The 23,277-nt window shown below is 67.5% G+C and carries 24 protein-coding genes and 1 pseudogene; 12 read left to right on the forward strand and 13 right to left on the reverse strand.

The genetic code is table 11. The features are described from left to right. Positions 1–93 precede the first annotated feature (93 nt). Both ABD134_RS13245 and ABD134_RS13250 read left to right on the forward strand, forming a co-directional pair. Entirely contained in the window at positions 94–588 is a 495-nt protein-coding gene (locus ABD134_RS13245; protein WP_344230161.1) for a hypothetical protein, read from the forward strand. After that, the gene (locus tag ABD134_RS13250; RefSeq protein WP_344230163.1) at positions 588–1,505 is read left to right on the forward strand and encodes a hypothetical protein; all 918 of its coding nucleotides are present in this window, start codon (positions 588–590) and stop codon (positions 1,503–1,505) included. The genes ABD134_RS13245 and ABD134_RS13250 overlap by 1 nt, the downstream gene beginning before the upstream one ends. Before the next feature lie 114 nt (positions 1,506–1,619). Here ABD134_RS13250 and ABD134_RS13255 read toward each other — a convergent pair whose 3' ends face one another. After that, a complete protein-coding gene (locus ABD134_RS13255) occupies positions 1,620–3,110 on the reverse strand; it encodes a hypothetical protein (RefSeq protein ID WP_344230165.1) in 1,491 nt (496 codons plus the stop codon). A 78-nt stretch (positions 3,111–3,188) separates the two neighbouring features. Between ABD134_RS13255 and galE the strand changes: the two genes are divergently transcribed. Continuing rightward, entirely contained in the window at positions 3,189–4,184 is a 996-nt protein-coding gene (gene galE / locus ABD134_RS13260; RefSeq protein WP_344230167.1) for a UDP-glucose 4-epimerase GalE, read from the forward strand. A 90-nt stretch (positions 4,185–4,274) separates the two neighbouring features. On the opposite strand, the gene ABD134_RS13265 is transcribed toward galE, so the two are convergent. Continuing rightward, a complete protein-coding gene (locus ABD134_RS13265; protein ID WP_344230169.1) occupies positions 4,275–5,030 on the reverse strand; it encodes a dienelactone hydrolase family protein in 756 nt (251 codons plus the stop codon). 253 nt (positions 5,031–5,283) lie between these two features. On the opposite strand from ABD134_RS13265, the gene ABD134_RS13270 reads away from it, so the two are divergent. The 3 genes from ABD134_RS13270 to ABD134_RS13280 all read left to right on the forward strand — a co-directional run bounded on the left by ABD134_RS13270 (position 5,284) and on the right by ABD134_RS13280 (position 7,017). After that, positions 5,284–5,457: a hypothetical protein gene (locus tag ABD134_RS13270; RefSeq protein WP_344230171.1), complete on the forward strand. Its 174-nt coding sequence runs from the start codon at positions 5,284–5,286 to the stop codon at positions 5,455–5,457. Positions 5,458–5,527: 70 nt separating this feature from the next. Beyond that, the gene (locus tag ABD134_RS13275; protein WP_344230173.1) at positions 5,528–6,280 is read left to right on the forward strand and encodes an alpha/beta fold hydrolase; all 753 of its coding nucleotides are present in this window, start codon (positions 5,528–5,530) and stop codon (positions 6,278–6,280) included. Continuing rightward, on the forward strand, positions 6,277–7,017 hold the full coding sequence (locus ABD134_RS13280) for an esterase/lipase family protein (RefSeq protein ID WP_344230175.1): 741 nt from the start codon (positions 6,277–6,279) through the stop codon (positions 7,015–7,017). Before ABD134_RS13275 ends, ABD134_RS13280 begins: the two co-directional genes overlap by 4 nt. A gap of 94 nt (positions 7,018–7,111) precedes the next feature. Here the strand turns inward: ABD134_RS13280 and ABD134_RS13285 are convergent. Beyond that, positions 7,112–7,210 (reverse strand): annotated as a pseudogene (locus tag ABD134_RS13285) (YrhK family protein); the annotation flags it as partial. A 71-nt stretch (positions 7,211–7,281) separates the two neighbouring features. Between ABD134_RS13285 and ABD134_RS13290 the strand changes: the two are divergent. Next, a complete protein-coding gene (locus ABD134_RS13290) occupies positions 7,282–7,572 on the forward strand; it encodes a DUF3072 domain-containing protein (RefSeq protein WP_344230177.1) in 291 nt (96 codons plus the stop codon). 230 nt (positions 7,573–7,802) lie between these two features. Then, entirely contained in the window at positions 7,803–8,498 is a 696-nt protein-coding gene (tsaB, locus tag ABD134_RS13295; RefSeq protein ID WP_344230179.1) for a tRNA (adenosine(37)-N6)-threonylcarbamoyltransferase complex dimerization subunit type 1 TsaB, read from the forward strand. Between the two features lie 6 nt (positions 8,499–8,504). Here tsaB and ABD134_RS13300 read toward each other — a convergent pair whose 3' ends face one another. After that, the gene (locus ABD134_RS13300; protein ID WP_344230181.1) at positions 8,505–9,857 is read right to left on the reverse strand and encodes an AI-2E family transporter; all 1,353 of its coding nucleotides are present in this window, start codon (positions 9,855–9,857) and stop codon (positions 8,505–8,507) included. A gap of 294 nt (positions 9,858–10,151) precedes the next feature. Further along, positions 10,152–12,221 (reverse strand): S-layer homology domain-containing protein, encoded by a 2,070-nt coding sequence (locus ABD134_RS13305; RefSeq protein WP_344230183.1) that lies wholly within the window; start codon positions 12,219–12,221, stop codon positions 10,152–10,154. 171 nt (positions 12,222–12,392) lie between these two features. Here ABD134_RS13305 and ABD134_RS13310 point away from each other — a divergent pair, with 171 nt between their 5' ends. Next, positions 12,393–13,259: a uracil-DNA glycosylase gene (locus ABD134_RS13310; RefSeq protein ID WP_344230185.1), complete on the forward strand. Its 867-nt coding sequence runs from the start codon at positions 12,393–12,395 to the stop codon at positions 13,257–13,259. Between the two features lie 17 nt (positions 13,260–13,276). Here ABD134_RS13310 and thpR read toward each other — a convergent pair whose 3' ends face one another. After that, positions 13,277–13,825 carry an RNA 2',3'-cyclic phosphodiesterase gene (gene thpR / locus ABD134_RS13315; RefSeq protein ID WP_344230187.1) on the reverse strand — a complete coding sequence of 183 codons (549 nt, stop codon included), beginning with the start codon at positions 13,823–13,825 and terminating at the stop codon, positions 13,277–13,279. An 85-nt stretch (positions 13,826–13,910) separates the two neighbouring features. Beyond that, entirely contained in the window at positions 13,911–15,062 is a 1,152-nt protein-coding gene (locus ABD134_RS13320; protein WP_344230189.1) for an FUSC family protein, read from the reverse strand. A gap of 126 nt (positions 15,063–15,188) precedes the next feature. Here ABD134_RS13320 and ABD134_RS13325 point away from each other — a divergent pair, with 126 nt between their 5' ends. After that, positions 15,189–15,758, forward strand: a complete 570-nt coding sequence (locus ABD134_RS13325) for a GNAT family N-acetyltransferase (RefSeq protein WP_344230912.1) — start codon at positions 15,189–15,191, stop codon at positions 15,756–15,758. Positions 15,759–15,853: 95 nt separating this feature from the next. Here ABD134_RS13325 and ABD134_RS13330 read toward each other — a convergent pair whose 3' ends face one another. The 4 genes from ABD134_RS13330 to ABD134_RS13345 all read right to left on the reverse strand — a co-directional run bounded on the left by ABD134_RS13330 (position 15,854) and on the right by ABD134_RS13345 (position 18,627). Continuing rightward, on the reverse strand, positions 15,854–16,759 hold the full coding sequence (locus ABD134_RS13330; protein WP_344230191.1) for a hypothetical protein: 906 nt from the start codon (positions 16,757–16,759) through the stop codon (positions 15,854–15,856). Beyond that, complete coding sequence (locus tag ABD134_RS13335; protein WP_344230193.1) at positions 16,759–17,421, reverse strand: signal peptidase I; 663 nt, start codon at positions 17,419–17,421, stop codon at positions 16,759–16,761. The genes ABD134_RS13330 and ABD134_RS13335 overlap by 1 nt, the downstream gene beginning before the upstream one ends. 10 nt (positions 17,422–17,431) lie before the next feature. Beyond that, on the reverse strand, positions 17,432–17,986 hold the full coding sequence (locus ABD134_RS13340; protein ID WP_344230195.1) for a hypothetical protein: 555 nt from the start codon (positions 17,984–17,986) through the stop codon (positions 17,432–17,434). Positions 17,987–18,087: 101 nt separating this feature from the next. Further along, positions 18,088–18,627 carry an alternate-type signal peptide domain-containing protein gene (locus ABD134_RS13345; protein WP_344230197.1) on the reverse strand — a complete coding sequence of 180 codons (540 nt, stop codon included), beginning with the start codon at positions 18,625–18,627 and terminating at the stop codon, positions 18,088–18,090. 321 nt (positions 18,628–18,948) lie between these two features. On the opposite strand from ABD134_RS13345, the gene ABD134_RS13350 reads away from it, so the two are divergent. Next, on the forward strand, positions 18,949–19,353 hold the full coding sequence (locus ABD134_RS13350) for an Hpt domain-containing protein (RefSeq protein ID WP_344230199.1): 405 nt from the start codon (positions 18,949–18,951) through the stop codon (positions 19,351–19,353). A gap of 44 nt (positions 19,354–19,397) precedes the next feature. Here ABD134_RS13350 and ABD134_RS13355 read toward each other — a convergent pair whose 3' ends face one another. After that, positions 19,398–20,330, reverse strand: coding sequence for a response regulator transcription factor (locus ABD134_RS13355; protein WP_344230201.1), 933 nt, complete (start codon positions 20,328–20,330; stop codon positions 19,398–19,400). 84 nt (positions 20,331–20,414) lie between these two features. Here ABD134_RS13355 and ABD134_RS13360 point away from each other — a divergent pair, with 84 nt between their 5' ends. Then, a complete protein-coding gene (locus ABD134_RS13360; protein ID WP_344230202.1) occupies positions 20,415–22,106 on the forward strand; it encodes a sensor histidine kinase in 1,692 nt (563 codons plus the stop codon). Between the two features lie 82 nt (positions 22,107–22,188). On the opposite strand, the gene ABD134_RS13365 is transcribed toward ABD134_RS13360, so the two are convergent. Further along, the gene (locus tag ABD134_RS13365) at positions 22,189–22,827 is read right to left on the reverse strand and encodes a hypothetical protein (RefSeq protein WP_344230204.1); all 639 of its coding nucleotides are present in this window, start codon (positions 22,825–22,827) and stop codon (positions 22,189–22,191) included. Positions 22,828–23,277: the final 450 nt, after the last annotated feature.

Genomic DNA, 23,277 nt, shown 5'->3' on the forward strand with positions numbered 1-23,277 from the left:
GCGGCCCGGCCGTTTGGCCCCTAGCGTGGTTCACAAGGAATTCACCCTCCGTTGCCACTGCTCAGGCCTTGGAGGGGAACGGGAGGAGAGTACATGCGGACACTGACCATGGACCTGCCGGAGGACTGGGTCAGGTACCCCGTGGACGGTTTCCACCTCGTGGCCGCAGCGCCGGTGACGGGGTCCGCCGAGAACTGGGCGGGGGCACCCGGCCCAAACGCTGCCCCGACCGCACGCGAACCGGAACTGGCCCCGAGCATCATGGCCACCACCTACGCTGGCGAACCAGCCGGGCTGTGCGGCGTGGACCGCCTCTACGTGGTCGAGGACGTCACCTGCACCGTCGGCGGCTATCCAGCGCGCCGGATGGACCTGACCCGCTGGACTGGCCGCAACAACATCTTCACCCGCCGCTGGCTGGTCCAGCAGGCCCTCGCCGAAGGCCGGGCCACCCTGGAGATCAGCGCCAGCTGCCTAATCAGCGACTACGAGCACTTCACCGCCGTCTTCGACGCGGTTATCGCCAGCGCCTGGTTCACACCGGACGAGGTCTCAGCAGAAAGCGCCCCGCTCCGGGCCGTGGCCTGATGTCCGCCACTGACCGGCAGGGCCGGTCCGGGCAACTGATCGTGAGCGTCGAAGCCCTGCAGCGCCACGTCAACGGGGAGGGCCGCCGGCAGACCACCAGCCCGGAGGACCCGGGCCTGCTGCGCAGTGACGACCTCGAAGTCCTGCAGTCCATCCACCACCTCGGCTCGCTCGGCCGCTTCGCGACCCTGCGCAACCGCAGCGCCATCGGTCGCCTGGTCCGCGAGGGATTCCTCACACTGGACGGTGTGCTGGACACCGCCGGGGAGGACTTCATGGGTCCCGTTGCCACCGCCGAGGACGTCCTGGCCCTGCGCGGGCAGTGCGGGGTCGAGCGCACCCTGATGCAGTCCTGGCTCGCCGGTGCCAGGGTCTCCACCGTGTCCGGTGCGCCGGGCGCGGACGTGATGGCCGGCGTCGTGAGCCAGAACGGTTCCCGGTATGCCGTGGCGCTCGCCGAGCGGGACTCCCTGGCCTCCCAGGTCTGCACGTGGGCCGGTGTGCGCACGGGGCCGGGGCTGCTGGCCGGCGAGTTGCTGGTGGACGAGGACGAGTTCACCGCCCGCGTGTCCGACCCCCTGTACCCCGCGCCGGACGGCTCGCCCGCCGAACTGGCCGAGGTGTGGGCCGAGCCGTGGTTCGTGTGGGAGTGCACATCCTCCGCCCTCGGCGTGAACCTGGCCTTCATCAGCACCCAGGGCAATGGCAACTACGTGTTCGGTGCGGATGTGGAGGCCTCGAACGACGCCGGTCGCCTCCTCCTGCGCATCGCGCCCGTCGCGGCTCGGGCCGTCTGGGAGACCCTGTGGGTACTGTCCCACGGCGGCGGTGCCGCCGGAGCCAGGGGAGAGGTGCTCGGTGTCGCCCAGACCGGGACCCACCAATTGCCGCCGCCGGAGATGCCCGCCACCCGCTGACCAGACCTACCTCGCATCCGTGTTTTTTTGGTGCACTCGGTCTTGCTGTCCACTTTGCGGGCAGAGATCAGTACTTATCTCTGCCCGCAAAGTGGTTCTAGTGGTGGTCAGTGGTCAGTGGTCGTGGCCTTCGTGACCTTCCTCGGCATGGTCGTGGCCCTCGTGACCATCTTCCTCGGTGGCTTCGTCGTCGCTGCCGGCGGTGGGGCCTGCCTGGTGCTCAGGGGCCTCTGGGTATCCGGTGACCACGGCCATCTCCACTGGGGTGACCTCAAGGTCCACCTCGTTGACGACCTCTCCTGCCTCCAGGTCGATGATCACCAGCTTCTGGTTGGCGGCATCCGTGATGTAGGCCGTGGAGTCGGCGACCTTCACGATGGGACCGGGCTCCTGCCACTCCTCGTTCTCCTCCCAGGCCTCGATGGCCGGGATCTCGGCGGTGATCTCTCCGGTCTCCTCGTCGATCACGTTGAGCTCGCCGTCATAGGTCAGTACCAGTGCCTCGCCCTCCGGGCCGCGGGCCAGGGAGCGGAACCAGTAGGAGGAACCCAGTTCCACGGTCTGCAGTGAGTCGGTCAGGGTGTCGATCAGTGCGACCTGCGTGGGCCGCTCGAACTCCGCCTCGGCATCGGTCTTCAGGTCACCGAGCATCACCGAGGAGTCGTCGGACCCGGCCAGGTTGCCGGTGCGCTGGTACTCGTTCTCGGCCGCGATCTTGTGGAACTCGCCGTCACGGTAGACGACCGGGCCGTCCTCGCACCCCAGCACCACCACGTCGCCGTTCTCGTTCGGGGCGGCTGCCGCCTCACCGTGGACACCCGTGCAGTCGGTGGTCTCCGCCAGGACCTCGCCGTTGTCCCCGGAGTTCTTCACCTGCACGGTGTTCCGCGCCTCTTCGGTGCCCTGCGTGGTCAGCAGAGTGCCGTCGACCAGCTGCAGGGCCACACCGTGATGGGGGTCGTCCGTCGAGGTCGTCTCAGTACGGGGCTGCCCGTCCTTGAGATGCTCGGACGTGAAGGTCTGGATGGAGCCGTCCCCATCGGCGAAGAGGGTGGTCAGCCCGTTGTGCACCACCACGTGACCGGCGTGCGGTGCCTCGAACGTGATGCCGCTCAGGCCGGGATCAGACTCGTAGTAGTGGAAGTGGTCCCCGTGGCCCTGGGCATCGATACCGGCGTTGTAGACCTCGAAGGTGTTGCCCTTGGTGACCATCACGTGCTGGCCGTCGCCGGCATTGTTGAGTCGGAGAAAGCCGTCCAGCTCTTCCTCGTGCACCACCTCACCGGTCTCACCGTCCAGGGAGACCAAGCCACCGTCGTAACTCATGACCACGCGTGGCGTCACGGAGGCGACCTCAGCGCGGGACGCGAGCTGGGCCGCGCTGACGGACTCGGTCTCTGCGGATTCAGTAGCGGCCGAGCCGTCGGCAGTCTGCGTGGATCCGCCACTGCCGGCACCTGCACCGCAGGCAGAGAGGGCAAGGGTCACGGCGGCGAAGGCGCCGACCGAGAGGAAGCGGCGGGAATGACGGCCGCGAGGAGCGGGCGCTGCGGGCGCCACCCCGGAATCGGCATGGGTGCGGTAGGGCGGTAGTGATGTGTTCATGACCAGCACTCTAAATGCAATTGCGAACAAGTTGCAACAATGGTCGGAGCGGATAGACGCGTTCCGTAGGCTGGTGACATGACTTGGATGGTGACCGGCGGGGCCGGCTATATCGGCGCGCACGTGGTGGAGGCCTTTCGGGCTGTCGGCACGGACACCGTGGTGGTGGACAATCTCTCCAGCGGACACCGCGGGTTCGTGCCGGAGGATATCCCGTTCATCCAGGCCGACCTGAATGATCGGGCCGCGCTGGACGGTGCGTTCGCCGAGCACCCGGTGGCCGGCGTCGTACATATTGCCGGGTACAAGTACGCGGGGGAATCGGTGCGGAAACCGCTGCGCACCTACCGGGACAACGTCACGGGGATGGTGGCCCTGCTGGAGGCGATGGAGGGCGCCGGCGTGGCGAACATGGTGTTCTCCTCCTCCGCCGCGACGTTCGGTACGCCGGACAGTGAGCTGGTGACCGAAGCCAGTGCGACCGTGCCGGAGTCACCCTACGGACAGACCAAGCTGATCGGGGAGTGGCTGCTGGCTGACCAGGCCCGGGCGGCCGGGCTGCGGCACACGTCGCTGCGCTACTTCAATGTGGTCGGCTCGGGCACGGACCGGATCAGTGACACCAGCCCGCACAATCTGTTCCCGCTCGTGTTCGACGCGCTGGTGGCGGGGAGGACGCCGCGCATCAACGGCGCGGATTACCCGACGCCGGACGGCACCTGCGTGCGTGACTACATCCACGTGGCCGACCTGGCCGAGGCCCATGTGGCGGCGGCGCGGCGCGTGGAGTCGGGGGAGACCGTGGAACCCGTCTACAACCTGGGTTCCGGCGCGGGCACCTCCGTCCGGGAGATCATGGACGCGATGGCGTCAGTGACCGGGATTGACTTCGAGCCCGAGGTGCAGGCCCGCCGGCCGGGCGACCCGGCGCGGATCGTGGCCGACGGGACACTGGCCGCGCGGGACCTGGGCTGGACCATGCGGCATTCCGTGCAGGACATGGTGGCCTCGGCCTGGAGCGCGCGGCAGGCGTGGGAAGCTCAGCAGGAACAGCGGGCACAGCAGACGCGGTAGGCACAGCGGGCGCAGCAGACGCGGTAGGCACAGCAGGCACGCTCGATCGGATGAAGCAGCCGTTGGCGTACTAGCGGGCTTCGGCCCAGATCAAGGTCCGGCTTGCGGGTCCGTGGCCGTCGTCCCGGCATCCAGTGGGTCGATGGCGGGCGCCGAGGGAAGGTGCCGGGCGAACCACTCCGACGCCAGGCGGGCAACCTGCTCCAGGGCTCCGGGTTCCTCGAATAGGTGCGCGGCGCCGTCGACGATCTCCAGGGCGTTCTCACACTGCAGCTCGGACTGGGCCTGGCGGTTGAACTCGAGTACCTCCTGATCCTCACTGCCGACGATCAGCAGAGTGGGAGCCTCCACCGTGCCCAACCGTCGTTCGGCCAGGTCCGGCCGGCCACCTCGAGAGACCACGGCACCGACCCGGGCCCCCGGTTCTGCAGCGGCCCACAGCGCGGCACCGGCCCCGGTACTGGCGCCGAAGAACCCCACCGGTGAGGACAGGCTCTGCGGCTGCCGGTGCACCCACGCCTCGGCCGCCGTGAGGCGTTGCGCGAGCCGGGGCAGGTCGAAGGCGTTTCCCCGGTCGGTCTCCTCCTCGGGGGTGAGCAGGTCCAGCAACAACGTACCCAGCCCCGCCTCGTGCAGGGCAGACGCCACGTACCGATTGCGCTCGCTGTTCCGGCCGCTGCCGCTGCCATGGGCGAAGACCACCACGGGGGCGTTGACCTGCGGTAGGACGAAGTGGCCCTCGAGCGTCACGTGCGCGGCTGGGATGTGGGCCTCCATCGAGAGCGGCGGCTGCGCGGGTTGCTCCGCCTGCTGCTCCGGAAGGTCGGGGGATGGGGACTGGACCATGAGGTGCACCTCTCTCGGGCGCCGCTTGTCCGTAGGGGCCGTGACCGGCTGGGGCGTCCGTTGTGGTCATTCGCTGTCCAGGCCAGCGTAAGGGCGGTCGGGTCAGCGGGGGAAGGCGGGCCGTGCTGGCCTCCGAAGTTCACCCGACCGCCCAGTCGTTGGACGGTTCAGGTGGCGGGCCACGCTGGCACGTCGGCCGCCGATCTGACATGGTTTTCGCATCCGCGACGGAGGACTGAAGAAGGAGACGCGCATGAGCACGCCACTCGACGAACAGGGACAACCCGAGGTGAACCCGGACGACGAGAACGCCGATCTGGGATCCGATGGTAGCGGCGAGGTGGATATCGATCCTGACGACGACAGCGACGCCGACTATGAGTCACCGTCAACTGTCCCGAAGTTCCAGCGAGATTCCGATCGGTAGGGACTCAGCATTCCGTCGCGACCGTGGGCTGGGGCGGCGGCGCCTGCACGCCGGCGGGCACACGGTGGACGTGCGCGGCACGTTCGGATCGCCGCAGGGCGAGAAGAGCGAAAGTCCAGAGGTCGGTGAGACGGCTGGGACGGAACGCCCGCCCGTGGTGCTGGTGCACGGCATCGGGATGTCGGGGGAGTACTTCCTGCCCTTCGCACACGCGCTGGCCACCGACCACGACGTCTACGCCCTGGACCTGCCGGGTTATGGCACCACGCCCACTCCGCCGCGGGCGCTGACCGTACCGGAGTTGGGCGAAGTTCTCGCCCAGGTGATCCGGGCGCTGGGCTTGGACGGGGCCGTCGTCGTGGGCCACTCCATGGGCTGTCAGATCGTGGTGGACACGGTCGCTCGGAACCCGGGGCTGTGTGCCGGATACGTGCTGATCGGCCCCACCGTGGACCCGGCGGCGCACAGCCGGCCGGCCCTGGCCTGGCGGCTGCTGCGGGACACGGTCTGCGAGCCGGCGGCGAACAACGCTGTGGTCTTCCGGAATTACCTGCGGATGGGTCCATTGCGGTACCTGCGCACCGCACGGCACATGCTCGCCGACCGGGTCGAGGAGACGATCACCCGCTGCGACGTTCCGGGGCTCGTGGTCCGGGGAGACCGGGATCCCATCGCGCCCCACGGCTGGGCCATGGACCTGATGCGGCTGGCGCCCGACGCCCGCCTGGTCGAGATCCCCGACGGCCCTCACGCCGTGCAATACAACCGGCCGCATGATCTCGCCGCGGCCTGCGCCCCCTTCCTGGAGGCGGTGCGCCGATGAACATCGCTGAGATCGGCGTGAACCTCGCCGCCTGGATCCGTGACTACGTCTACGCGCTCCGCCGGCAGGCCGCCGGGGTGGTGCACCGGTACGACCCGCAGGTTTATCGCCGGTCCTGGACCGAGCGGCCGGCGGTGGTGCTCATCCCCGGCATCTACGAGAGCTGGACGTTTATGCTGCCGGTGGCCGATGCCCTGCGGGAGAACGGCTATGACGTGCACGCCGTGACGGACCTGCGGTACAACGGGGGAACCATCGAGGAGATGGCCGAGTTGGTGGACCGCTATCTCCGCCGGGAGCGGGTGGGCCGCTGCGTGCTGGTGGCCCACAGCAAGGGCGGGCTGATCGGCAAGCTGCTGCTGGCGCACCACAATGAGGGTGGAGCGATCCGAGGCCTGGTGGCGGTCAACACGCCGTTCACCGGCTCCCCGCTGGCCCGGCTGCTGCCCTTGCCGGCCCTGCGGGTGTTCCTGCCGAATTCCCCGGAGCTGGCCGACCTGAGTGCCAGCAGCCACGTGGACCGGGACATCGTCTCCATCTACGGCCGGTTCGACCCGCACATCCCCGGCGGCAGCCACCTGGACGGCGCGGACAACGTGCAGTTGGGCACGCGTGGACACTTCCTGCCCCTGGGCGACCGTCGGGTGCACGCCGCAGTCCTGGACGGGATCCGGCGGCTGGCGGGAACAGGGCTCGGAGTGGGGCCGGAGGCGGAGGAGGGTCACCGTGAGCGCTGAGGGCCGGAGAAGAGGTCCCTCGGAGCCTCGAGTGCCCCTTCTCGGCCAGCCGGTCGACTCGACGCAGGGAGGCCAAGTGCAACTCACGGCTCAGGCGGATCGTCGGTTTCAGCGCGAAGAAGATGGACCTGGCCAGGAAGCACCACGTGCCTGCCGTCTGGGCTGACTCACTGAAGAACAAGATGCTGCCGATGACGGCGCGTTAGCATGTGCACCACGGTGGCCGGGATCCGCGGCCGCTGACCCCGAGGGAAGGAGCACGCCATGACGACCACTCCCGCGCAGTTCCCGGAGCCGGAAGAGGAAGAACAGGCTCTCGGCCGCCAGCAGAAGCAGAGGCCGGTGGAGGGCGAGACGATCGGCGCCACCAGTGAGGCCGATGACCCCGCTTTGGAGAAGGACCCCGAGGACTGGGTCAGCGGCGACGACCCGATGACCGAGGCGCAGAAGTCCTACCTGGACACGCTGGCCCGGCAAGCGGGCGAGGAGTTGCCGGCCGACCTGACGAAGGCCGAGGCGTCCGAGCACATCGACCGGCTGCGCGGACCGCAGTAGGCGGGGCTGGTACACGGAGGGCCTCCCCGCGACTGGTGGTCGTGGGGAGGCCTTCGATGTGTTGCCGTTGGTGACCGCTGTGTGGTGCTACTGGGTGAGCACGGAGCTGTAGCGGTCGAGGAAGGTGACGACCTCGCCGCGGGTGACGGGTTTGTACGGCCTGGAGAGTCCTGAATAGGGGCCACCAGTGGCCGACGGCATGACCGGTAGCCATCCGTAAACTGGACCCCATGCCCGACCACTCATCCCGCCCCCTCCTCGCCCTCGACGCCTCTGCCACCGCCAGCGTGGCCGTCGTCCGTGACGGCGAGGTCTTCGCGAGCTATGCCTCCACCGAGACCAACACGCATGCCGAGGTGCTCACGCCGGCGGTTCGCCGGGTTCTCGATGAGGCGAACGTGGAGCCGGGCGATCTGCGTGCGGTGGTGGCCGGCGTCGGGCCCGGACCGTTCACCGGGCTGCGTGCCGGGCTGGTGACCGCACGCTCCCTCGCCTTTGCCTGGGGGTTGCAGGTGCACGGGGTGATGAGCCTGGACGCGATCGCGCTGCCCGCGGCTGAGGAGGCCTTCCGGGCGGGCGTCGAGGAGTTCGTGGTTGCCACCGACGCCCGCCGCCGTGAGGTCTACTGGGCCCACTACGCCTCCGTGGGCGGGCAGTTCCAGCGCCTCCACGGTCCCTTCGTCACAGCCCCGGCCGAGGTCACTCCGCTGCCGGCCTATGGCGCCGGGGCCGGGATGTACCCGGATGCCCTCGCCGCGGTCGCGGAGTTCTCCACCATCGTGCCCGACGCCGGCTCGCTCGGCCTGGTCGGCGAGCTCGCTCTGCGCCGCGGCCGGGGAATCCTGCCGGTGCAGCCGCTGTACCTGCGCGCATCCGATGCGAAGGTACCGGGCCCACGGAAGAAGGCCGGCACCGGCGAACGGTAGGCTAGGTCAGGACTCCCGGGAAGCGGACGAGCCGGACGAGCCGTCGGGACCGGACGCGTCTGCTGGACCTGAGGCGTCCGAGACGCCTGTCGCCTCCTGCGAGCCCGGCTCCACCTTCTGCGCAGCTCCGAGTTTCTCGCTGGACGGGCGCTGGCGGCTGATGCGCCAATAGCGCAGCCGTTGGGCCGTGGTGGCCTTGGCATCTGCGCGGTCCTTCGCGTCCAGGGGATCTTGACCGAGAACGGGGTCGTCGCCTGCCTGGTAGCGGTTCGACCAGACCTGGATCAGGGTCCAGGCCACAGCGGTGTAGGGCACGGCCAGGATGGCGCCGAAGATGCCGCCGACGATGGTGCCGATCGTCAAGGCGAGCAGCACGATCAAGGCGTGCAGGCTGAGCGTGCGCCCCATTACGACGGGCTGGAGGAAGTTCCCCTCAACTTGGTTGACGACGATCACGATGGCGATCACGATCAGCGCCTCGAGCGGGCCGGTGGTCACCAGCGCCACGAGTGCGGCGAGGACACCGGCGACGGTGGCGCCGACAATCGGGATGAACCCGCCGATGAACACGATTACCGCCAGGGGCAACGCCAGCGGAATACCGATGACGAACAGGCCGATGCCGATGAGGACGGCGTCTACAGCCGCCACGGTGGCCGTGCCACGGACATAGCCGCCCAGTACCTCGGAGGAGCGGTCCACGGACTCGGCGAGCTTGGCCCGGGTCTCACCCTGGAACCAGCGAAGGCCGAAGTTGACGATCTTCCAGCCGTCCTTGAGGAGGAAGAACAGCACCACGATCATCAGTACGAGTCCGGTGAGGAAGTTGGTGGCGGCAGAGATCCCGGTGAGGGTGCCGCTGGCCAGGCCGCTGGCGTAGTCACCGCTGGCAAGGAAGTCATTGATCTGTTGCGTGGCGTCATCGATCAGCGAGGTATCGATGGGTAGCGGACCGGACGTCACGAAGTCCTGAAGCTGCTGCCACCCCTCCACTGCCGAAGAGACCAAAGAGTCCCATTCATTGCGGATGGCGAACACCACGCCGGTGACCACCCCGCCCACCAGCAGCAGGATGACCAAGAAGGACATCAGGGTGGCCAGCAGGTGCGACCATCCCTTGCCGACCAACCAGCGCACCAGGGGTGAGACGGCCGAGGCCAGGATGAGGGCCACCAGCACGGCGAGCACCACCACGCTCACGCGCAGCAGCACCACGATCACCCCGACCGCCACGGCGGCGATCAGCAGCGTCTGCCCGGCACGGGCACCCACACGGCCCAGACCGTCAGACCAGGGGCCCTTCACCTCTGCACCGTCAGTCACTGAGGGACCGGTGTCGGGCTGGGTCTCTGTGCTCATGCAGGTACTCCTGGTTCTCGGGGGTTTGTGACCGACCTGTCCGTGCTGGTGCGCGGTGCAGCGGATTCCACGTGCCGTGCACTGCCCACTCTAAGTCCGCCATGCCGCCGGCCCCAGGATCTGGGTCGCACGATGTGGCCCGCACCGGGCGATTTGGGGGTAATTCGTGCGACGTGGTGGTTTTCGTTTCGACCTGCGACGAGGGCCCGCCCGCGTGACGGGTGGTCACGCGAGCGGGCCCTCAGGTGGTGCTGGATCAACTCCGACCAGCTGGCCGGTACTGTCCTGGAGGTGTCAGTTGTTCAGCGCGGTGTTGTAGCGCTCGAGGAAGGCGGCGATTTCGGCCCGGCTGATGTTGTCGTGGGTTCCGAAGGATCCGTCAGCATTGCCGAACGCGATCTGCTGCTCATGCAGCCAGCTGATCGCCTCGTACTCGTTGGTGGTCTCCGGGTCCACGTCGGTGAACTCGGAGGTCTCCGGGGCGGTGTACTCGCCTTCCTGAACGGCCTGACGGAACAGGATGGCCGCGACCTGGCCGCGGGTCATGTTCTGGCCGGCTCGGAAGGTCTTGTCGGCGTAGCCGGTGACCACGCCGTTCTCGGTGGCCCAGGCGATCTCCTCGTAGAAGTTGTGCGTGGGGGGAACATCGGTCAGGTCGATGCTGTCCGGGGCGGTGAATTCCTCATCGGCGTAGCGGAAGAGGAACGTCACGGCCTCGCCGCGGGTGACGGCGTTGTAGGGCTTGAACGTGCCGTCGGTGTAGCCGGTGGTGATCTCGTTCTCCACGAGCCAGGTCACGGGAGCGTAGAACCACTGGCCCTCGGAGACGTCCGAGAAGGAGATCGGCTCGGCCTCGGCGACGGCCGCCGTCGGGGCGCTGATCCGGCTGGTGGTGTTGTAGCCGGCCAAGGTCCCGGTCACGGTGACGGTGATCCGCTGGCCGACCTGGTCCTCGGTCGGGGTGAAGGTGGCCTCGGTGGCCCCTTCGATGGCTTCGCCGTCGGCACTCCACTGGTAGCTCAGCTCGACGCCCTCAGGTCCCCAGTCGCCGGACTCGGCAGTCAGGGCCTCGCCCACCGTGGCCTCACCGGTGACGGCCGGGGTGACCGGTGCCAGGTCGGCAGCGGCCACCGCCTCGGTGGCCTCGCTGGTCACAGAGTCGGACTCGTAGCCGTCCAGGGAACCGGTCACGGTGACGGTGATGGCCTGGCCCAGGTGATCAGCGGTCAAGGCCAGGGTGGAGTCGGTGGCATCTTCGATCACTTCACCGTCGGCGTTCCACTGATAGGCCAGCTCGACGCCCTCGGGGCCCCAGTCGCCGGCGTCAACGGTCAGGGTCTCGGTGACCATGGCCTCGCCGGTCACGGTGGGGGTGGCGGTGACGACGAAGGAATCACCCGCATTGAACTCATAGGTCCACTCGGAGGTGGCGTCCTCGGCGAAGTGGTAGCCATCGTCGGCGCGGGCCTCGACGGTCACCGTGCCCGACGCCTCATGCTCGCCGGCCTCGAACTCTTCGCCGTTCACGACGTAGGTCACGTTCTCGGCCGCGGGGACGGTGTAGACGTCATCCTCGGTGCCCGAAGGGTCCGTGAAGGTCACGGCCGCCGGGGTGGCCAGGTCGGTCTCGAGGAACTCGTGGGTCCACTCGGTGGTGGCGTCCTCGGCGAACTCAAAGTCGTCCTGGGCGGTCGCGGTGATGACGACCGTCCCTGTGGCCTCTTCCGTGTAGGTTCCGGCCTCCGTGTCCTCGCCGTTCACAGCGAAAACCACGCCGTCGACCTCCGGGATGACGAACGCGTCGTTCTCCGTGCCGTTCTCATCCGTGAACTCAGGAGCCGTCAGCGCGATCACCTGGTTGTACCGCGTGGTGACGGAGGCGAGGACCCCGGCGTTCTCCAGCTCGGCCGGGACGACCTGGTTGCCCAGGGAGTCTCCCAGGGACACCAGGGTGATCTCCCAGTCGCCGGCCGCCGCGCCGGAGGGAATGGTGATGGTCTTCTGGAACTCGCCCTCCTGGGCGGTTCCGGAAACCAGTTCCATGCTTCCGAGGCCATGGCTCTGAGTCGTTCCCGTGCTCTTGGCGACGATGACCGGTTCTGCGGTGTCACCGTCTTCGTCCGTGATGTCCACTCCGGTCTCATCCGTGATGGTCGCTGTCACGGTGACCACGGCGTCGCCGTTGTCCAGGTTGAAATCGGATTCACTGATCTCAACCGAGACCAGGTCTGGAGCGTCGGTGTCCGGGCTGGCCTGGGGCGTGGCCGCAGCCGCACCGGCGGCTGAGAGCCCGATGACCATTGCGGCGCTGGAAGTGACGGCGAGAGAGCGAGTGCCCAGGCGCTTGAGTGATGAGGGTTCCATATTGAACCTTTCAGTATTTCGTTAGGGGTGTGACCACAGTAACTCTGTATGAGGTCAGGTGTGCAAGGGATTTTGAATATTTCACCAGATTAATGAAGTTTTGGTTTCATCTCCGTAGTGGTTCTTGGCCGTTCTGTGGTCTTCCGAGGTGACTGCGCCCATGATGGAGGAGTGGATTTCGCCGACGAACCCGAACTCCCGGTCCTGCTGCCGCACCCGCTGACGGGCCAGCCGTTCTCCTCGCCCGTGCCGTCCGGCACTGGCTGGCCAGAGGACCCTGCCGGGCCCACGACGCCGTCCGCCACCTCGGCCGCACAGGTCCGGAGGCTGGCGGGCACCGCTCAGTCCCTGACCGACGTCGACGCCCGGGTCTCCGTGTGCCGTGCCTGCCCGCGGCTGGTGGACTGGCGGGAATCGGTGGCGGCGGGCAAACGCAAGGCCTTTCTCGGCGAGCCCTATTGGGGCCGTCCCGTGCCGTCGCTGGGAGATGAGCAGCCACGTGTCCTCGTGGTGGGGTTGGCCCCGGCCGCGCACGGCGGGAACCGCACCGGCCGGATGTTCACCGGTGACCGCTCGGGGGACTGGATCCACGCGGCCCTGTACCGGGCCGGCTACGCCGCCCGGCCGACGTCGGTGTCCGCCGGGGACGGGCAGCGCCTCAGGGGCGTCCGCATGGTGGCCCCGGTGCACTGCGCCCCGCCGGACAACAAGCCGACGCCGGCCGAGCGGGCCGCGTGCGGACCGTGGCTGGACCGCGAACTCCAGTTGGCCACCACCGTGGAGTCGATCCTGGTGCTGGGCGGTATCGGCTGGCAGTCCCTGCATGCCGCAGCGGCACGCGTGGGCTGGGCTCTGCCGCGTCCACGGGCGACGTTCGGCCACGGAGCGCAGACGGTGTTCACGGTGCCGGGCAGTGGTGCCGATGCCGGCAGTTCGAGGACGGTGCGCGTGATCGGCTCTTACCACGTCTCCCAGCAGAACACCTTTACCGGGCGCTTGACGGAGCAGATGCTGGACGAGGTCATCGCCCGGCTGTGAACGGCCCGCGCGCCACGTCAAGGGGACAAGGGCACCGTCTTCACGATCCGGTGCCGCGGCCGGTGGCCATGTCCCTGGAGCGTCGACTCGACCAGGTGCACCTCATCCACGGTCCAGATCCGGGAGCTGAACGTTTCCAGCACGCGGATCCAGCGCGTGGCATTCGTGCGGCCAGGGCGCGCCAGCGTCAGGTGCGGATGAAAGGCCTTGCCATCGGGCACGACGCCGGCCCGGTTGCCCGCCCCACGCGCCTTCCGTGCCAGCCGGGTCAGGTCCTCCGCACCGTCCTCGACGCCCAGCCACACCACCGCGGCACTGTCCGGATGGGGGAACGCCCCGGCCCCGTGCAGGCCGCAGGGGAAGGACTCGACGCTCCGGACGGCGTCGTCCAGGTTCTCCTCGAGTGGCTCGATGGAACGGTCCGGCACGGAACCGAAGAACGCGAGCGTCAGGTGCATGTGCTCCGGGCCGGTCCACATCAGGCCCGGGCGGACGGAGAGGAACTCGGCCAGCTCCTCGCGGACGTCCTCGGGCGGGTAGACGGCCACGAACATGCGGGTACCCATGGACGATTTTTATGCCACGCAAGGTCTGGAGAGCAAGACGCCGTTGCCTCAGAGCGAGGCCGAGCGGCGAGGATCCGGTCAGTGTTCACGAGTCGTCTTTGGCTTCACGAACCTCGCGGGCGGAGGCCACGTCATCGACGATGACGGCGAGGTGCCTCAGGCTGGTGATCAGCGAACCGTACACCGGCCAGGCCGACTGCGGGAGGTCGTGGTCCTGGGACATGGACTCGGAAAGGTTCGTCAGCCGGTCGTTGACCGGCTCCACCTCAGCATCGGGGTCGGCGATCGAACGTCCACAGTCGCGCAGGATCAATGACCACTGATCGCGGAAGCGGTCATCCCACTGGCCCTCGGCGTAGGTGGCCTCATGCAGAGTCCTCGCCAGATGCCGGAGGTGGGAGACGCCCTCGTCCAGGCGCGCGAGGATCTCGACGTAGTCGTCCTGCTTCCCGTTCCCGGTCAGCGGCGTGCGGAGCCTGACGCCGTGCCGGCGGAGATACATGCGGGGATTGGCGCGCCGGCTCTCACGGGCGAAGCGCACGAACTCCCATGCGGTCCGCGTGTCGTCTTCCATGGACTCGGTCTGGGACATCCACGCCTCGGCCCGGTCCGTGTCCCAGGACTGCGAGAACTCGTCCGCCATCTCCTCCAGAACGCTGCCCATGCGACGGTTGACGGAATCGACGTAGCGGGCCGCCTGCCGGTCCCGGAGCGGCGGAATGATGAGAAGGTTGACGGCGATGCCCGCGGCAACGCCAACGCCGACCTCGATCATGCGATCCCCCAAGAGGGGTTCCTGATCCTCGAAGCCGCTGCTGAGAAGGAATATCGCGGTGGTGGCGATGGCTATTCCTTCGTCGCGAATCCAATGGATGCGGGCTGCCACCATCCCCACCAACAGGGCCAGCGCATAGGTCCAGACGCTGACCCCGAGGAAGTTGCCGATGATGAACGACAATCCGACGCCGAGGGCAGAGGCAATGGACGTCTGCACCCCGTGAGTCAGGGATCGGTACACCGTCGCGTGGACCGTCAACAGAGCCGTCCAGGGCGCGAGGAACGGCATCTGTGTCTCCAGGATGGTGATGGAGAACCACCAGGCCACCGTCGCCGCGATCACGCACTTGACGGTTTGAGTGACGGCGGAGAGGAAGGCCGGCCGGCGGGCGGTCTCGAGCCATCGATCAGCCCAGCGGGGAGCCCGCTGCCCCCCGTGGGTGGCGCTAACTGAACTCATGTTGATCGTGCCCTGTTGCTGCTCACCCCGTCACCCTAGCGCCGGATCAAGGTGAGCGTAGAGTGCGGTGGTTCCTCATGGTGCGTCATTCGTAGAATGGCCCGCATGCCTACTCCCGCCGAGCCGATGGACGAGTTCGATGCCACCTCCTCGACCGCCGCTGACCCCGTGCTGCCTCTCGGCTATTCGCTGCGACCCCTGGACTGGGCCGACCTGCCGGCCGTACATGCCCTGGAGAACCGGCTGTTCCCGCTCGATGCCTGGCCGCTGTCCTTCTTCGAGGAGGAACTCGCCCAGGCCGTCCCGGAGTCAGACGGCGGCACGCGCGACTACCGCGTGACCACCGGCCCAAAAGGTGAGGCGGACGCGGGGGAGGGCGCCGATGCCGTGGTCGGGTATTGCGGGTTGATGTGCGTGCCGCCGCTGGCCGATGTGCAGACCATCGCCGTGGCTCCTGAGGCCGAGGGGCGGGGTCTGGGTACGGCGATGCTGCTGTGGATGGTGGCCGAGGCCGCGCGGCGCCGGGCGACTGACCTGCTGCTCGAGGTGCGGGCGGACAACCCACGGGCCCAGCAGCTGTACGCGCGCCACGGTTTTGAGCATATCCACACCCGCGCCGGCTACTATCCGGGGGACGCCCAACAGGGTACCGGCCGGGTGGACGCCTTGATTATGCGGCGGCACTTGCTGGTCTGAAGCACCGCATCGCGAGCATGATCACCGCGGTCGGTGTCCAACCGCGAGGCCCGGCCTGTCTCTGACTCATCCGCGGTCAGGAACACCAAAGGAGCCTATGGGCAGGTCCCGGGCTGGAACGGCTTTCCGCCAGGGTTGTACCGGGCGAAGACGAAGTCCTGAGAATGGCCATTGCCGACGAGCCGGTAGGCTCCGGTGCCGCTCAGGCGGTACCGGGTCCCGCTGATGCGGGTGAGTTCGGCGTTCTGCGCCGTGATCGTCCGGGGGAGGGTCGACGCACAGACATAGTCCGCGAGATCGACCTCGGCGGCCCACGGCAATTGAAACCTCGAGCCGGACGTGACACGCACCCGCAGGGCCACACCGTAGGAGTTGCTGCTGGGATCCACGCTGATCTTCGGCGCGGCGAACGTGGCTGGGTCCACCGCGGGCATGGCTGGATTGGCGCAGTAGCCCACCGTGGTGGAGGCGCCGGGAGCCAGCGTCCGGTGGTGGCCCACGCCGCCGAGGGTCCAGCGCCCGGTGGCGGGATCGTAACCGGTGGTCGCCCCTTCCCAGAGGCTTCGGAGAGTACCGACGCCGCCCTCCTTGACCTTCCTCGGATCCAGTCCCCAGTAGGGTCCCTTGCTGGTATCAAAGGTGATCGACCAGGTGACGGCTGTCGCCGACTTGTTGGTGACGCGGAATTCATGGCAGAAGCCCAGGCCTGTGGGTCCGTCGTAACGGAACGATCCTGACGTCGCGGAAGCCGGCGCCGAGGAATAGGCCAGACGGGGATCCAGATTGAGGGGCACCGCCCCGTCAACGCCGGCGTTGCCACCCACGACACCGCCGTTCGTTCCCCACGAGCCGGTGGAGACCTGGGCGGTGACCGTGCCGCTCTGAGACCACAGGGCCGCCGCACCGGAGAGGCTGAGCCCGCCGAGGAACACGGTGAGGAATACCGCGACGGCGGTTCTCCAGGTCCGGCGGGACGGTCCGCCACGGCGTTCGGCACTCATCAATGCACTTTCTCTGACCGGTCAGGACTCGCTGCATACTCTGCGGCCGGGGTGGTGACTGACGCATCCAATGCATCGGAGGCCTCCGTGGCGAGCTGGCCATTCCGCGCTTCGCGACAGTGATGGATGGCCCCGCGGCTCGTGGTGAAGGTGCCGAAGGCGATCAGGGTGAAAGCAAGAGCCGTGATCATCGCGCCGCGGTCGGTCCGTCCGAGTGCACTGGCGAGGAAGCCAACGTAGGGGACGGCATACATCAGCGTTCCCCGCACCTGGATGTCCTGGACGGGCTTCGGATCCACTTCGTCGTTGTTGTCGCCCTGAGTGATGAGCAGGCGTTCGCCGTTCTGACCCGCTGTCAGCGCGGTGATCCGGTGGGTGATGACCTCCGGCCGGCCGGACTCCATCTGGAAGGTGATGATGTCATCCACCTGCAACGCGTCGGCAGGTGTGGGTTTGACCACCAGGAAGGTACCGGCCGGATAAGACGGAGCCATTGAGTTGGTCAACACGGAGTAGGTCTGTGATCCGGAGGCCGACGGAATGATGATCAGGACGATCGCGGCCAGAGCCGAGATGCATAGGAAACCGAAGGACAACGCCTGGCCGATCCACTCCAGCCAGGTGGGGACCCGATGGCGGGTCCGGTGGGGCCGAAGGCTCATGACTGGGTCCTCACTGGGTCTGTGTCGCGGTGATCGGCACGGTCACGGTAGCCGTGGCATGGGACAGGGTTTCGGGGGCGTTCTCCGGGAGAGTCATCCGGAGGCAGATCTGCGCGGTGGTGCCCTGGGTGATGGTGGTGGTGGCCGGCGCCGAGGCGTAGGCGGCGTCGGCACACCTCTGGGACTCCGGCATGAGAGACGACCAGACTGTCACGGAGGCAGGCAGGGCTGCGTTCGGGGACGTCACGTGCGGTTGGCCTGCAGCCACGCTGACCGAGAAGGGTGCGCTCGCATTCGTGGCGTTCTTCACGGTGACCACCGAGTAGGCCGGGGCCGTCGGCGTCAGTGCGGTGCCCGGGTCCTCCAGCGCCACGGTGGCGGCCACGCCGTTGACGATCATCGGGGTGCCGTTGATTTCGACTCTGAAGTCAGCCGACTGTACGGTGCCCGAGTTCGCCGGCGCAGCGGTGTTCCAGAGAGCCCAGGTGCCCCCGACCCCGCAGAGACCCGCCACCAGCGCCAGGGCGATGACTGCGGCGCTCTGCAGCAACGTCTTGATGCGCATGTCAACTCCTCGGGAAGCGAAGGGCGGTGGTGGCGGGTCGTGCGGGTACGGGGAGGACCACAGTGGGTGGTCAGGAGCGGGTCGCCCGATTCAGACTATGATCACCGGACGGGCTGGGGTGCCTGCTGGTCCAAGACGTAGCGGACCTGGGAGAGATCCAGGGTCTTGCTCATGTCCTCGATGCCGTTGGCGTTGAAGGCCAGGGTGGCGGAGGCCGTGTAGCTTCCGTCCTCAACCGGGGCGGAAGCGGTGTTCGAGTCGATCAGTACGTTCGTCCCACCCCGGGGAGTTACCGCGAAGGACTCCAGCTTCAGGTTGTTGGTGAAGCCGCTGGTCACATCGTCGGTGTCCACGGACAGCGCGGCCGTGAGATGGTCACCCTCGAGCCCGACCGCCACGTCCTGCGTGTACGTCAGTTTCTCTCCGGGAACCATGCGGTAGGCGGAGATGTCCGGGATCGCGCTCTGGGACAGATTCGTGGTCCAGACACCCTTGCTGGGAGTCAGGCTCATGGCGCCGGTCGAAATCGATCCGGCGTTGGCGGTCTGCGATGTGTTCCACACGGCGAGGGTGCCGCCACCACCGAGGAGGAGGGCCACGCCCAGGCCGGTGACGATAGCGCCCTTGGTCATCTTCTTCATATCAAAACCCCTTGTTGAGAACGATCTTCACCGGAACTGGCGGGGATGCCAGCACCGGCGTCGATACTGAGACGGCTAGGAAGGTCCGGTGTCCGGTCGACGGGGATGTCGATACCGATCACGGCTTCCTGACGACCTTCATTTCAGGCCCTCGTCCTCAAGGTGGCCCTCCGGATTGACGTCGGATCGCCACAAGGATTCCCGCAGACTCCCCGTGCCGATCTTGAGGTTTCCTTTGGGCGGCCTGACCGGCCTGGTTCTTGAGCAAAGCTTTGGGGAAAGCCCGGCGCGGTCCTGCGGGAGCGGGAGCATCATGGGGCCATGACCACTGCCCCAGTACTCGATACTGATGCGCTGGGCCGGTTGGGGGAACAACTGGGCGACACAGACATGTTGTGCGAATTCATCCGTCGCTATGAGGCCCTGCTGGACCAGCGCGTCGAACGACTCCAGCGCGCCCTTTCCGCCCAGGACCACGAAGACTGGATGGACGCCGTCCTCAGCCTCAGGACCTCCTCGGCCATGGCCGGTGCCCACGCGCTGTCCACGTTGGCGGCCCGTCTCCAGGACGACTTCGCGCACTGCCCGCTGTCGCCCGTCCACTGGCCCGGCAGGGACTGTCTAGCCGAGATCATGGGAGCCCTGCGCCAGTTGGCCGCCGAGACCGCCCGGCAGTTGCGGCTGTTCCTGCAGCAGGTGGGTGTGGCGACCGGGCAAAAAACCTGAGTTCGCCGCTCACGTCGGCGGGCTGGCCGCCGGCGTTCAGTTCCCTAGTGGACGTCGTGTGGGCTGCCGGCCATGCGGTAGCCCACGCCGCGTACGGTCTGCACCCACCGCGGCGTCCTTGGATCGTCCTGTAGCTTGCGTCGCAGGTTGCCCAGGTGCACCTCAATAGTGCGCTCGTCCGCTTGAGAGACGAACGTCCCGTTGTCCGGCTCGTCCCCCCGGACGATCCGGGACAGCTCCGACTTCGACCGCACGACGCGGCCGCTGCGCATCAGCGTTTCCAGCAGCAGGAACTCGGTCGGTGTCAATGACATCTCGCGGCCCATCACCACCACCTGGTGCACCGTCGGGTACAGCTCCAGCCCGTCCAGGGACAGGTGTCGATCGACCTGAATCAGCTTCACGGTGGATGCTTCGGATGCCTTCTCCCCACTTTGAGTTTGCGGACCGGACGCACCCACCGGCGGGGCCGTCGTCGGAAAGTGCACAGGGCCGGAGGGGGAGGAGACGGCACCGGAGTCCGTGGGCACGAGGGACGACGACGGCCCACAGGACTGTTCGATGCCTCCCGGCGGCGCTGGGACAGCCGGGGCAGCGGTGCGGCCGCCGCGTGGACGGCGCAGCATGGCCTCGATCCGTGCCCGCAGCACGCGCGGGCGGAACGGCTTCGTGAGATAGTCGTCCGCACCGGCGTCCAAGCCCAGGAGGGTGTCGATCTCCTCGCCACGGGCGGTCAGCATCACCACGTAGGCATCGGTGAACTGGCGTACCTGGCGGGTGACTTCGTAACCGTCGATGTCCGGCAGACCCAGGTCCACGGTGATCAGCACGGGATCGTTCCTGCGGACGAGACTGACCCCGTCCATCCCGTTGGCCGCCTCGTGCACTTCGAAACCGGACTGGCCGAGGAGGGAGACCATGAGCCCCCGGATGTCATCGTCATCCTCAATGACGACCGCGACACGGCGATCCTCCACGCGAAACACCCCCAAGATAGTCTGAGGTCCAAGGCTATCGTGGAGTGGGGGTGTCTCATGCCCCGCAACGAACGGAGCCAGACCGTGTCATTCGCCACCCCGACGACACTGCTTCCGCCCCAGGAGGCTCGGGGGCGTCGCCACTTCGGCCAGTTCTCGCTGAGGCGTCGCGTCCTCCTGTCCCAGCTGCCGCTGACGATCTCGGCCGCCCTCGTGGTCATCGCCGTTATGGTCATCGACCCCGGAGTCGCCCTGGAGTCTCCGTACATCGCGATCGGCTTCGGCGGCATCCTGTTCCTGACACTGCTCGCCGGGGTGGTTCCGTGGCACCGGCTTCCTCCCGTGCTCTACTGGATCATCCCGCTACTGGACTTCGTGGCGATCGCGCCGCTGTGGACCGCCTCCCGCTACGTGCTCGACGGCATGTCCTTGCTCACGGCCTTCCCCGTGTTCTGGCTCGCGTGGTCCGGCTTCTACCCCGTGCTGGCGCTATCACTGGGCTTCATCGGGACCGCCGCCGCCACGTGGTGGCCGTATCTGCCCGGTACGGCGCCGTATACCGATGAGCTGATCGAATCGAACCTGACTCGGCCGGTCATGGTGCCGTTCATGATGCTGTCCTTGGGAGCGGCGGCCAGCATCCTGACCCGCAGCATGGAAAAGCAACGTCTTGAATTGCGGGCCTCCCTGGAGAAATCTAAGTCACAGAATCGGCTGTTGCAGGCGGTGGTAGAGACCTCCGACGTCGGGATCCTGGTGGTGGACGGGCAGGGCCACGACGTCCTCATGAACCAGGCCCAACGGCGCACGCATTTCATCGGCCTGCCACCCGGCCGGAATGACGGTGCCGAGCATGAACTGTTGTTGTTCGAGGCAGACGGGCTCACGCCCATCCTGCCGAACGAACGGCCTGTGGCCCAGGCGTTGCAGGGCCGGGAATATCGCGGCCGGATCATCGCGATCGGCACAGATGGCAGCCAACAGCACCTCTCCGTCTCGGCCTCCGCGATGTACGACGATGACGGCGAATTCGATGGCACCGTGGTGGTCTTCCAGAACGTCACCGACTTGATGGATGCCATCCAGACCCGTGAACGGTTCGTGGCCGAGGTCTCCCACGAATTCCGCACTCCTCTGACCTCGATCATCGGCTACCTCGACCTCGCTATGGAAGAGGATCTAGATCCGACGCTGCGGCAATTCCTCACGACTTCCCAGCGCAATGCCGAACGGTTGTTGACCCTCGTGACGAGCCTGCTAGACGCGGCTGCGGACAGCTCCAAGGTCACCGTCCAGACGGTGGACCTCTCCCGACTGACCCGGTATAGCGTCGAGTCCGCCGAGGTTCGGGCTCGGAACAGCGGGCTGACACTGGCCTCGGACCTTCCCGATCAACTCTTGGCGAAGGCCGATCCGGTCAAGATGGGCCAGGTGCTGGACAATCTGCTGTCCAATGCCATCAAGTACACCCCCGCTGGTGGCTCGATCACCATCTCGCTGCGCTGTCTGCCCGGCATGGATGAGAAGGGGGACTGGGCGGAACTGGCGGTCGAGGACACCGGATTCGGGATGACCGACCAGGAGCGCGCCAAGCTTTTCACGAACTTCTACCGGACCGAGCACGTGCGCAAGGCTGCCATCCCGGGCACCGGTCTGGGCCTGGCCATCACCCAGAGCTACGTGCGGGCCCACGGCGGGGAGATCCTGGTGAACTCGGAGAAGGGCGTCGGATCCACTTTCACGGTCCGCATCCCGATCGCCGGCCCGGCGTCCTGACCTCTGCATCCGAGTGGCAGGAAGCGGCCCCGAACACGCTTGCCCATGGCCATTCCCGCGACTCAGGTGGAAGGGGAGCCGGTCAGATCAGGAGGCGCCAGCTGCCAGGTTCGACACGAGAACCGGCACGAAGACGTGCGGCACCGGCCTCATCCCAGGACTCGCCGGCGGTGATCCGGTCCGCGCGTAGCGACCAGTCGGTGCAGACCTGTGGGATGTAGGCGTCCTCCTGGCCCATGAACACGCGGCGGCGGAACATCGCTCGCTCGATCGACGGCGCGGCCACAGGGTAGGCGCCACCGACCTCGATCGCCAGCATCTGTTCCAGGGCCTCCTCGCGGCCGCCCTGAGCCGCATGCCACAGGAGCGCGGACTCCGGGGAGAGAGGCTGCGCGACGGCGGCCAGGCCCACATCCAGTGCCGGGTCGCCCTCCGGGGGCAGCGGCAGGAGGTCGGTCGCGTTGTGCCAGGTCCCGAAGGCCGATCCGTCGGGCAGGACCACCGCGCCGGCCCCGTTGACGGTGGTGTTGCGCCACGGGTCCTCCGGATCGAGGGTCTCGATCAGGTCGGCGAGGACGCCCGAGGCCCACAGGGCGAACCACTCGGGAAAGTCAGCGGACGTCGAGCGCAGCTCGTCATCGGCTGCCTCACGGTAGGCATGCACCACGAGTGGATCGCATCGGGTGATGGTCCACCGGGAGACGGCGTCACGAATCGGCAAGACCTCCACCCACTTTCTTCTGTTGCAGGTGCCTTCTACAGCAGGGGATTGCTGGAGTTGTCAAGTTTACTCTGCGATGCACCCCAGCGGTGGACATCGCCGGCTCCCGCGTAACCGTCAGGTACTGCCGCCCCGACCGTCTGGTGCGAGCAGGTGGTGGGGTGCGGAGGGGCATGAAGGGCCTATGCGTCAAACGACCCCCGGGGCGTCGTCTTGTGCATAGGGCTGACATGGCTGAGACACAGGCACGGGGAACAGGAGATCCAGAGGCGGGTGAGGGTGCTCCGCGTCGTCATCCGACGCTCGGGTCTCTGTGTGCCCGCCTCGAATCGATCCTCTGGGGAAGGGCGGCCGAGAAGCTACTGGCGTCCGCACCCGCCATAGCGACACGGCATCGCATGCTGGTCCTGCTGCCGGCTTGGGATTGGCGCATGCCAGCCATGGAGATCG

Origin of the sequence: Citricoccus alkalitolerans, assembly GCF_039528175.1 — a bacterium.
GTDB lineage: Bacteria > Actinomycetota > Actinomycetes > Actinomycetales > Micrococcaceae > Citricoccus > Citricoccus alkalitolerans.

Excerpts from the sequence above, each read along its gene's own strand:
- ABD134_RS13305 (WP_344230183.1), bottom strand. The coding sequence starts at position 12,221 with ATGGAACCCTCATCACTCAAGCGCCTGGGCACTCGCTCTCTCGCCGTC.
- ABD134_RS13330 (WP_344230191.1), bottom strand. The coding sequence starts at position 16,759 with ATGAGTGCCGAACGCCGTGGCGGACCGTCCCGCCGGACCTGGAGAACC.
- ABD134_RS13280 (WP_344230175.1), top strand. The coding sequence starts at position 6,277 with ATGAACATCGCTGAGATCGGCGTGAACCTCGCCGCCTGGATCCGTGAC.
- ABD134_RS13320 (WP_344230189.1), bottom strand. The coding sequence starts at position 15,062 with ATGAGTTCAGTTAGCGCCACCCACGGGGGGCAGCGGGCTCCCCGCTGG.
- thpR (WP_344230187.1), bottom strand. The coding sequence starts at position 13,825 with ATGGGTACCCGCATGTTCGTGGCCGTCTACCCGCCCGAGGACGTCCGC.
- ABD134_RS13340 (WP_344230195.1), bottom strand. The coding sequence starts at position 17,986 with ATGCGCATCAAGACGTTGCTGCAGAGCGCCGCAGTCATCGCCCTGGCG.
- galE (WP_344230167.1), top strand. The coding sequence starts at position 3,189 with ATGACTTGGATGGTGACCGGCGGGGCCGGCTATATCGGCGCGCACGTG.
- tsaB (WP_344230179.1), top strand. The coding sequence starts at position 7,803 with ATGCCCGACCACTCATCCCGCCCCCTCCTCGCCCTCGACGCCTCTGCC.
- ABD134_RS13255 (WP_344230165.1), bottom strand. The coding sequence starts at position 3,110 with ATGAACACATCACTACCGCCCTACCGCACCCATGCCGATTCCGGGGTG.
- ABD134_RS13250 (WP_344230163.1), top strand. The coding sequence starts at position 588 with ATGTCCGCCACTGACCGGCAGGGCCGGTCCGGGCAACTGATCGTGAGC.
- ABD134_RS13290 (WP_344230177.1), top strand. The coding sequence starts at position 7,282 with ATGACGACCACTCCCGCGCAGTTCCCGGAGCCGGAAGAGGAAGAACAG.
- ABD134_RS13270 (WP_344230171.1), top strand. The coding sequence starts at position 5,284 with ATGAGCACGCCACTCGACGAACAGGGACAACCCGAGGTGAACCCGGAC.
- ABD134_RS13335 (WP_344230193.1), bottom strand. The coding sequence starts at position 17,421 with ATGAGCCTTCGGCCCCACCGGACCCGCCATCGGGTCCCCACCTGGCTG.
- ABD134_RS13325 (WP_344230912.1), top strand. The coding sequence starts at position 15,189 with ATGGACGAGTTCGATGCCACCTCCTCGACCGCCGCTGACCCCGTGCTG.
- ABD134_RS13245 (WP_344230161.1), top strand. The coding sequence starts at position 94 with ATGCGGACACTGACCATGGACCTGCCGGAGGACTGGGTCAGGTACCCC.
- ABD134_RS13265 (WP_344230169.1), bottom strand. The coding sequence starts at position 5,030 with ATGGTCCAGTCCCCATCCCCCGACCTTCCGGAGCAGCAGGCGGAGCAA.
- ABD134_RS13350 (WP_344230199.1), top strand. The coding sequence starts at position 18,949 with ATGACCACTGCCCCAGTACTCGATACTGATGCGCTGGGCCGGTTGGGG.
- ABD134_RS13300 (WP_344230181.1), bottom strand. The coding sequence starts at position 9,857 with ATGAGCACAGAGACCCAGCCCGACACCGGTCCCTCAGTGACTGACGGT.
- ABD134_RS13345 (WP_344230197.1), bottom strand. The coding sequence starts at position 18,627 with ATGAAGAAGATGACCAAGGGCGCTATCGTCACCGGCCTGGGCGTGGCC.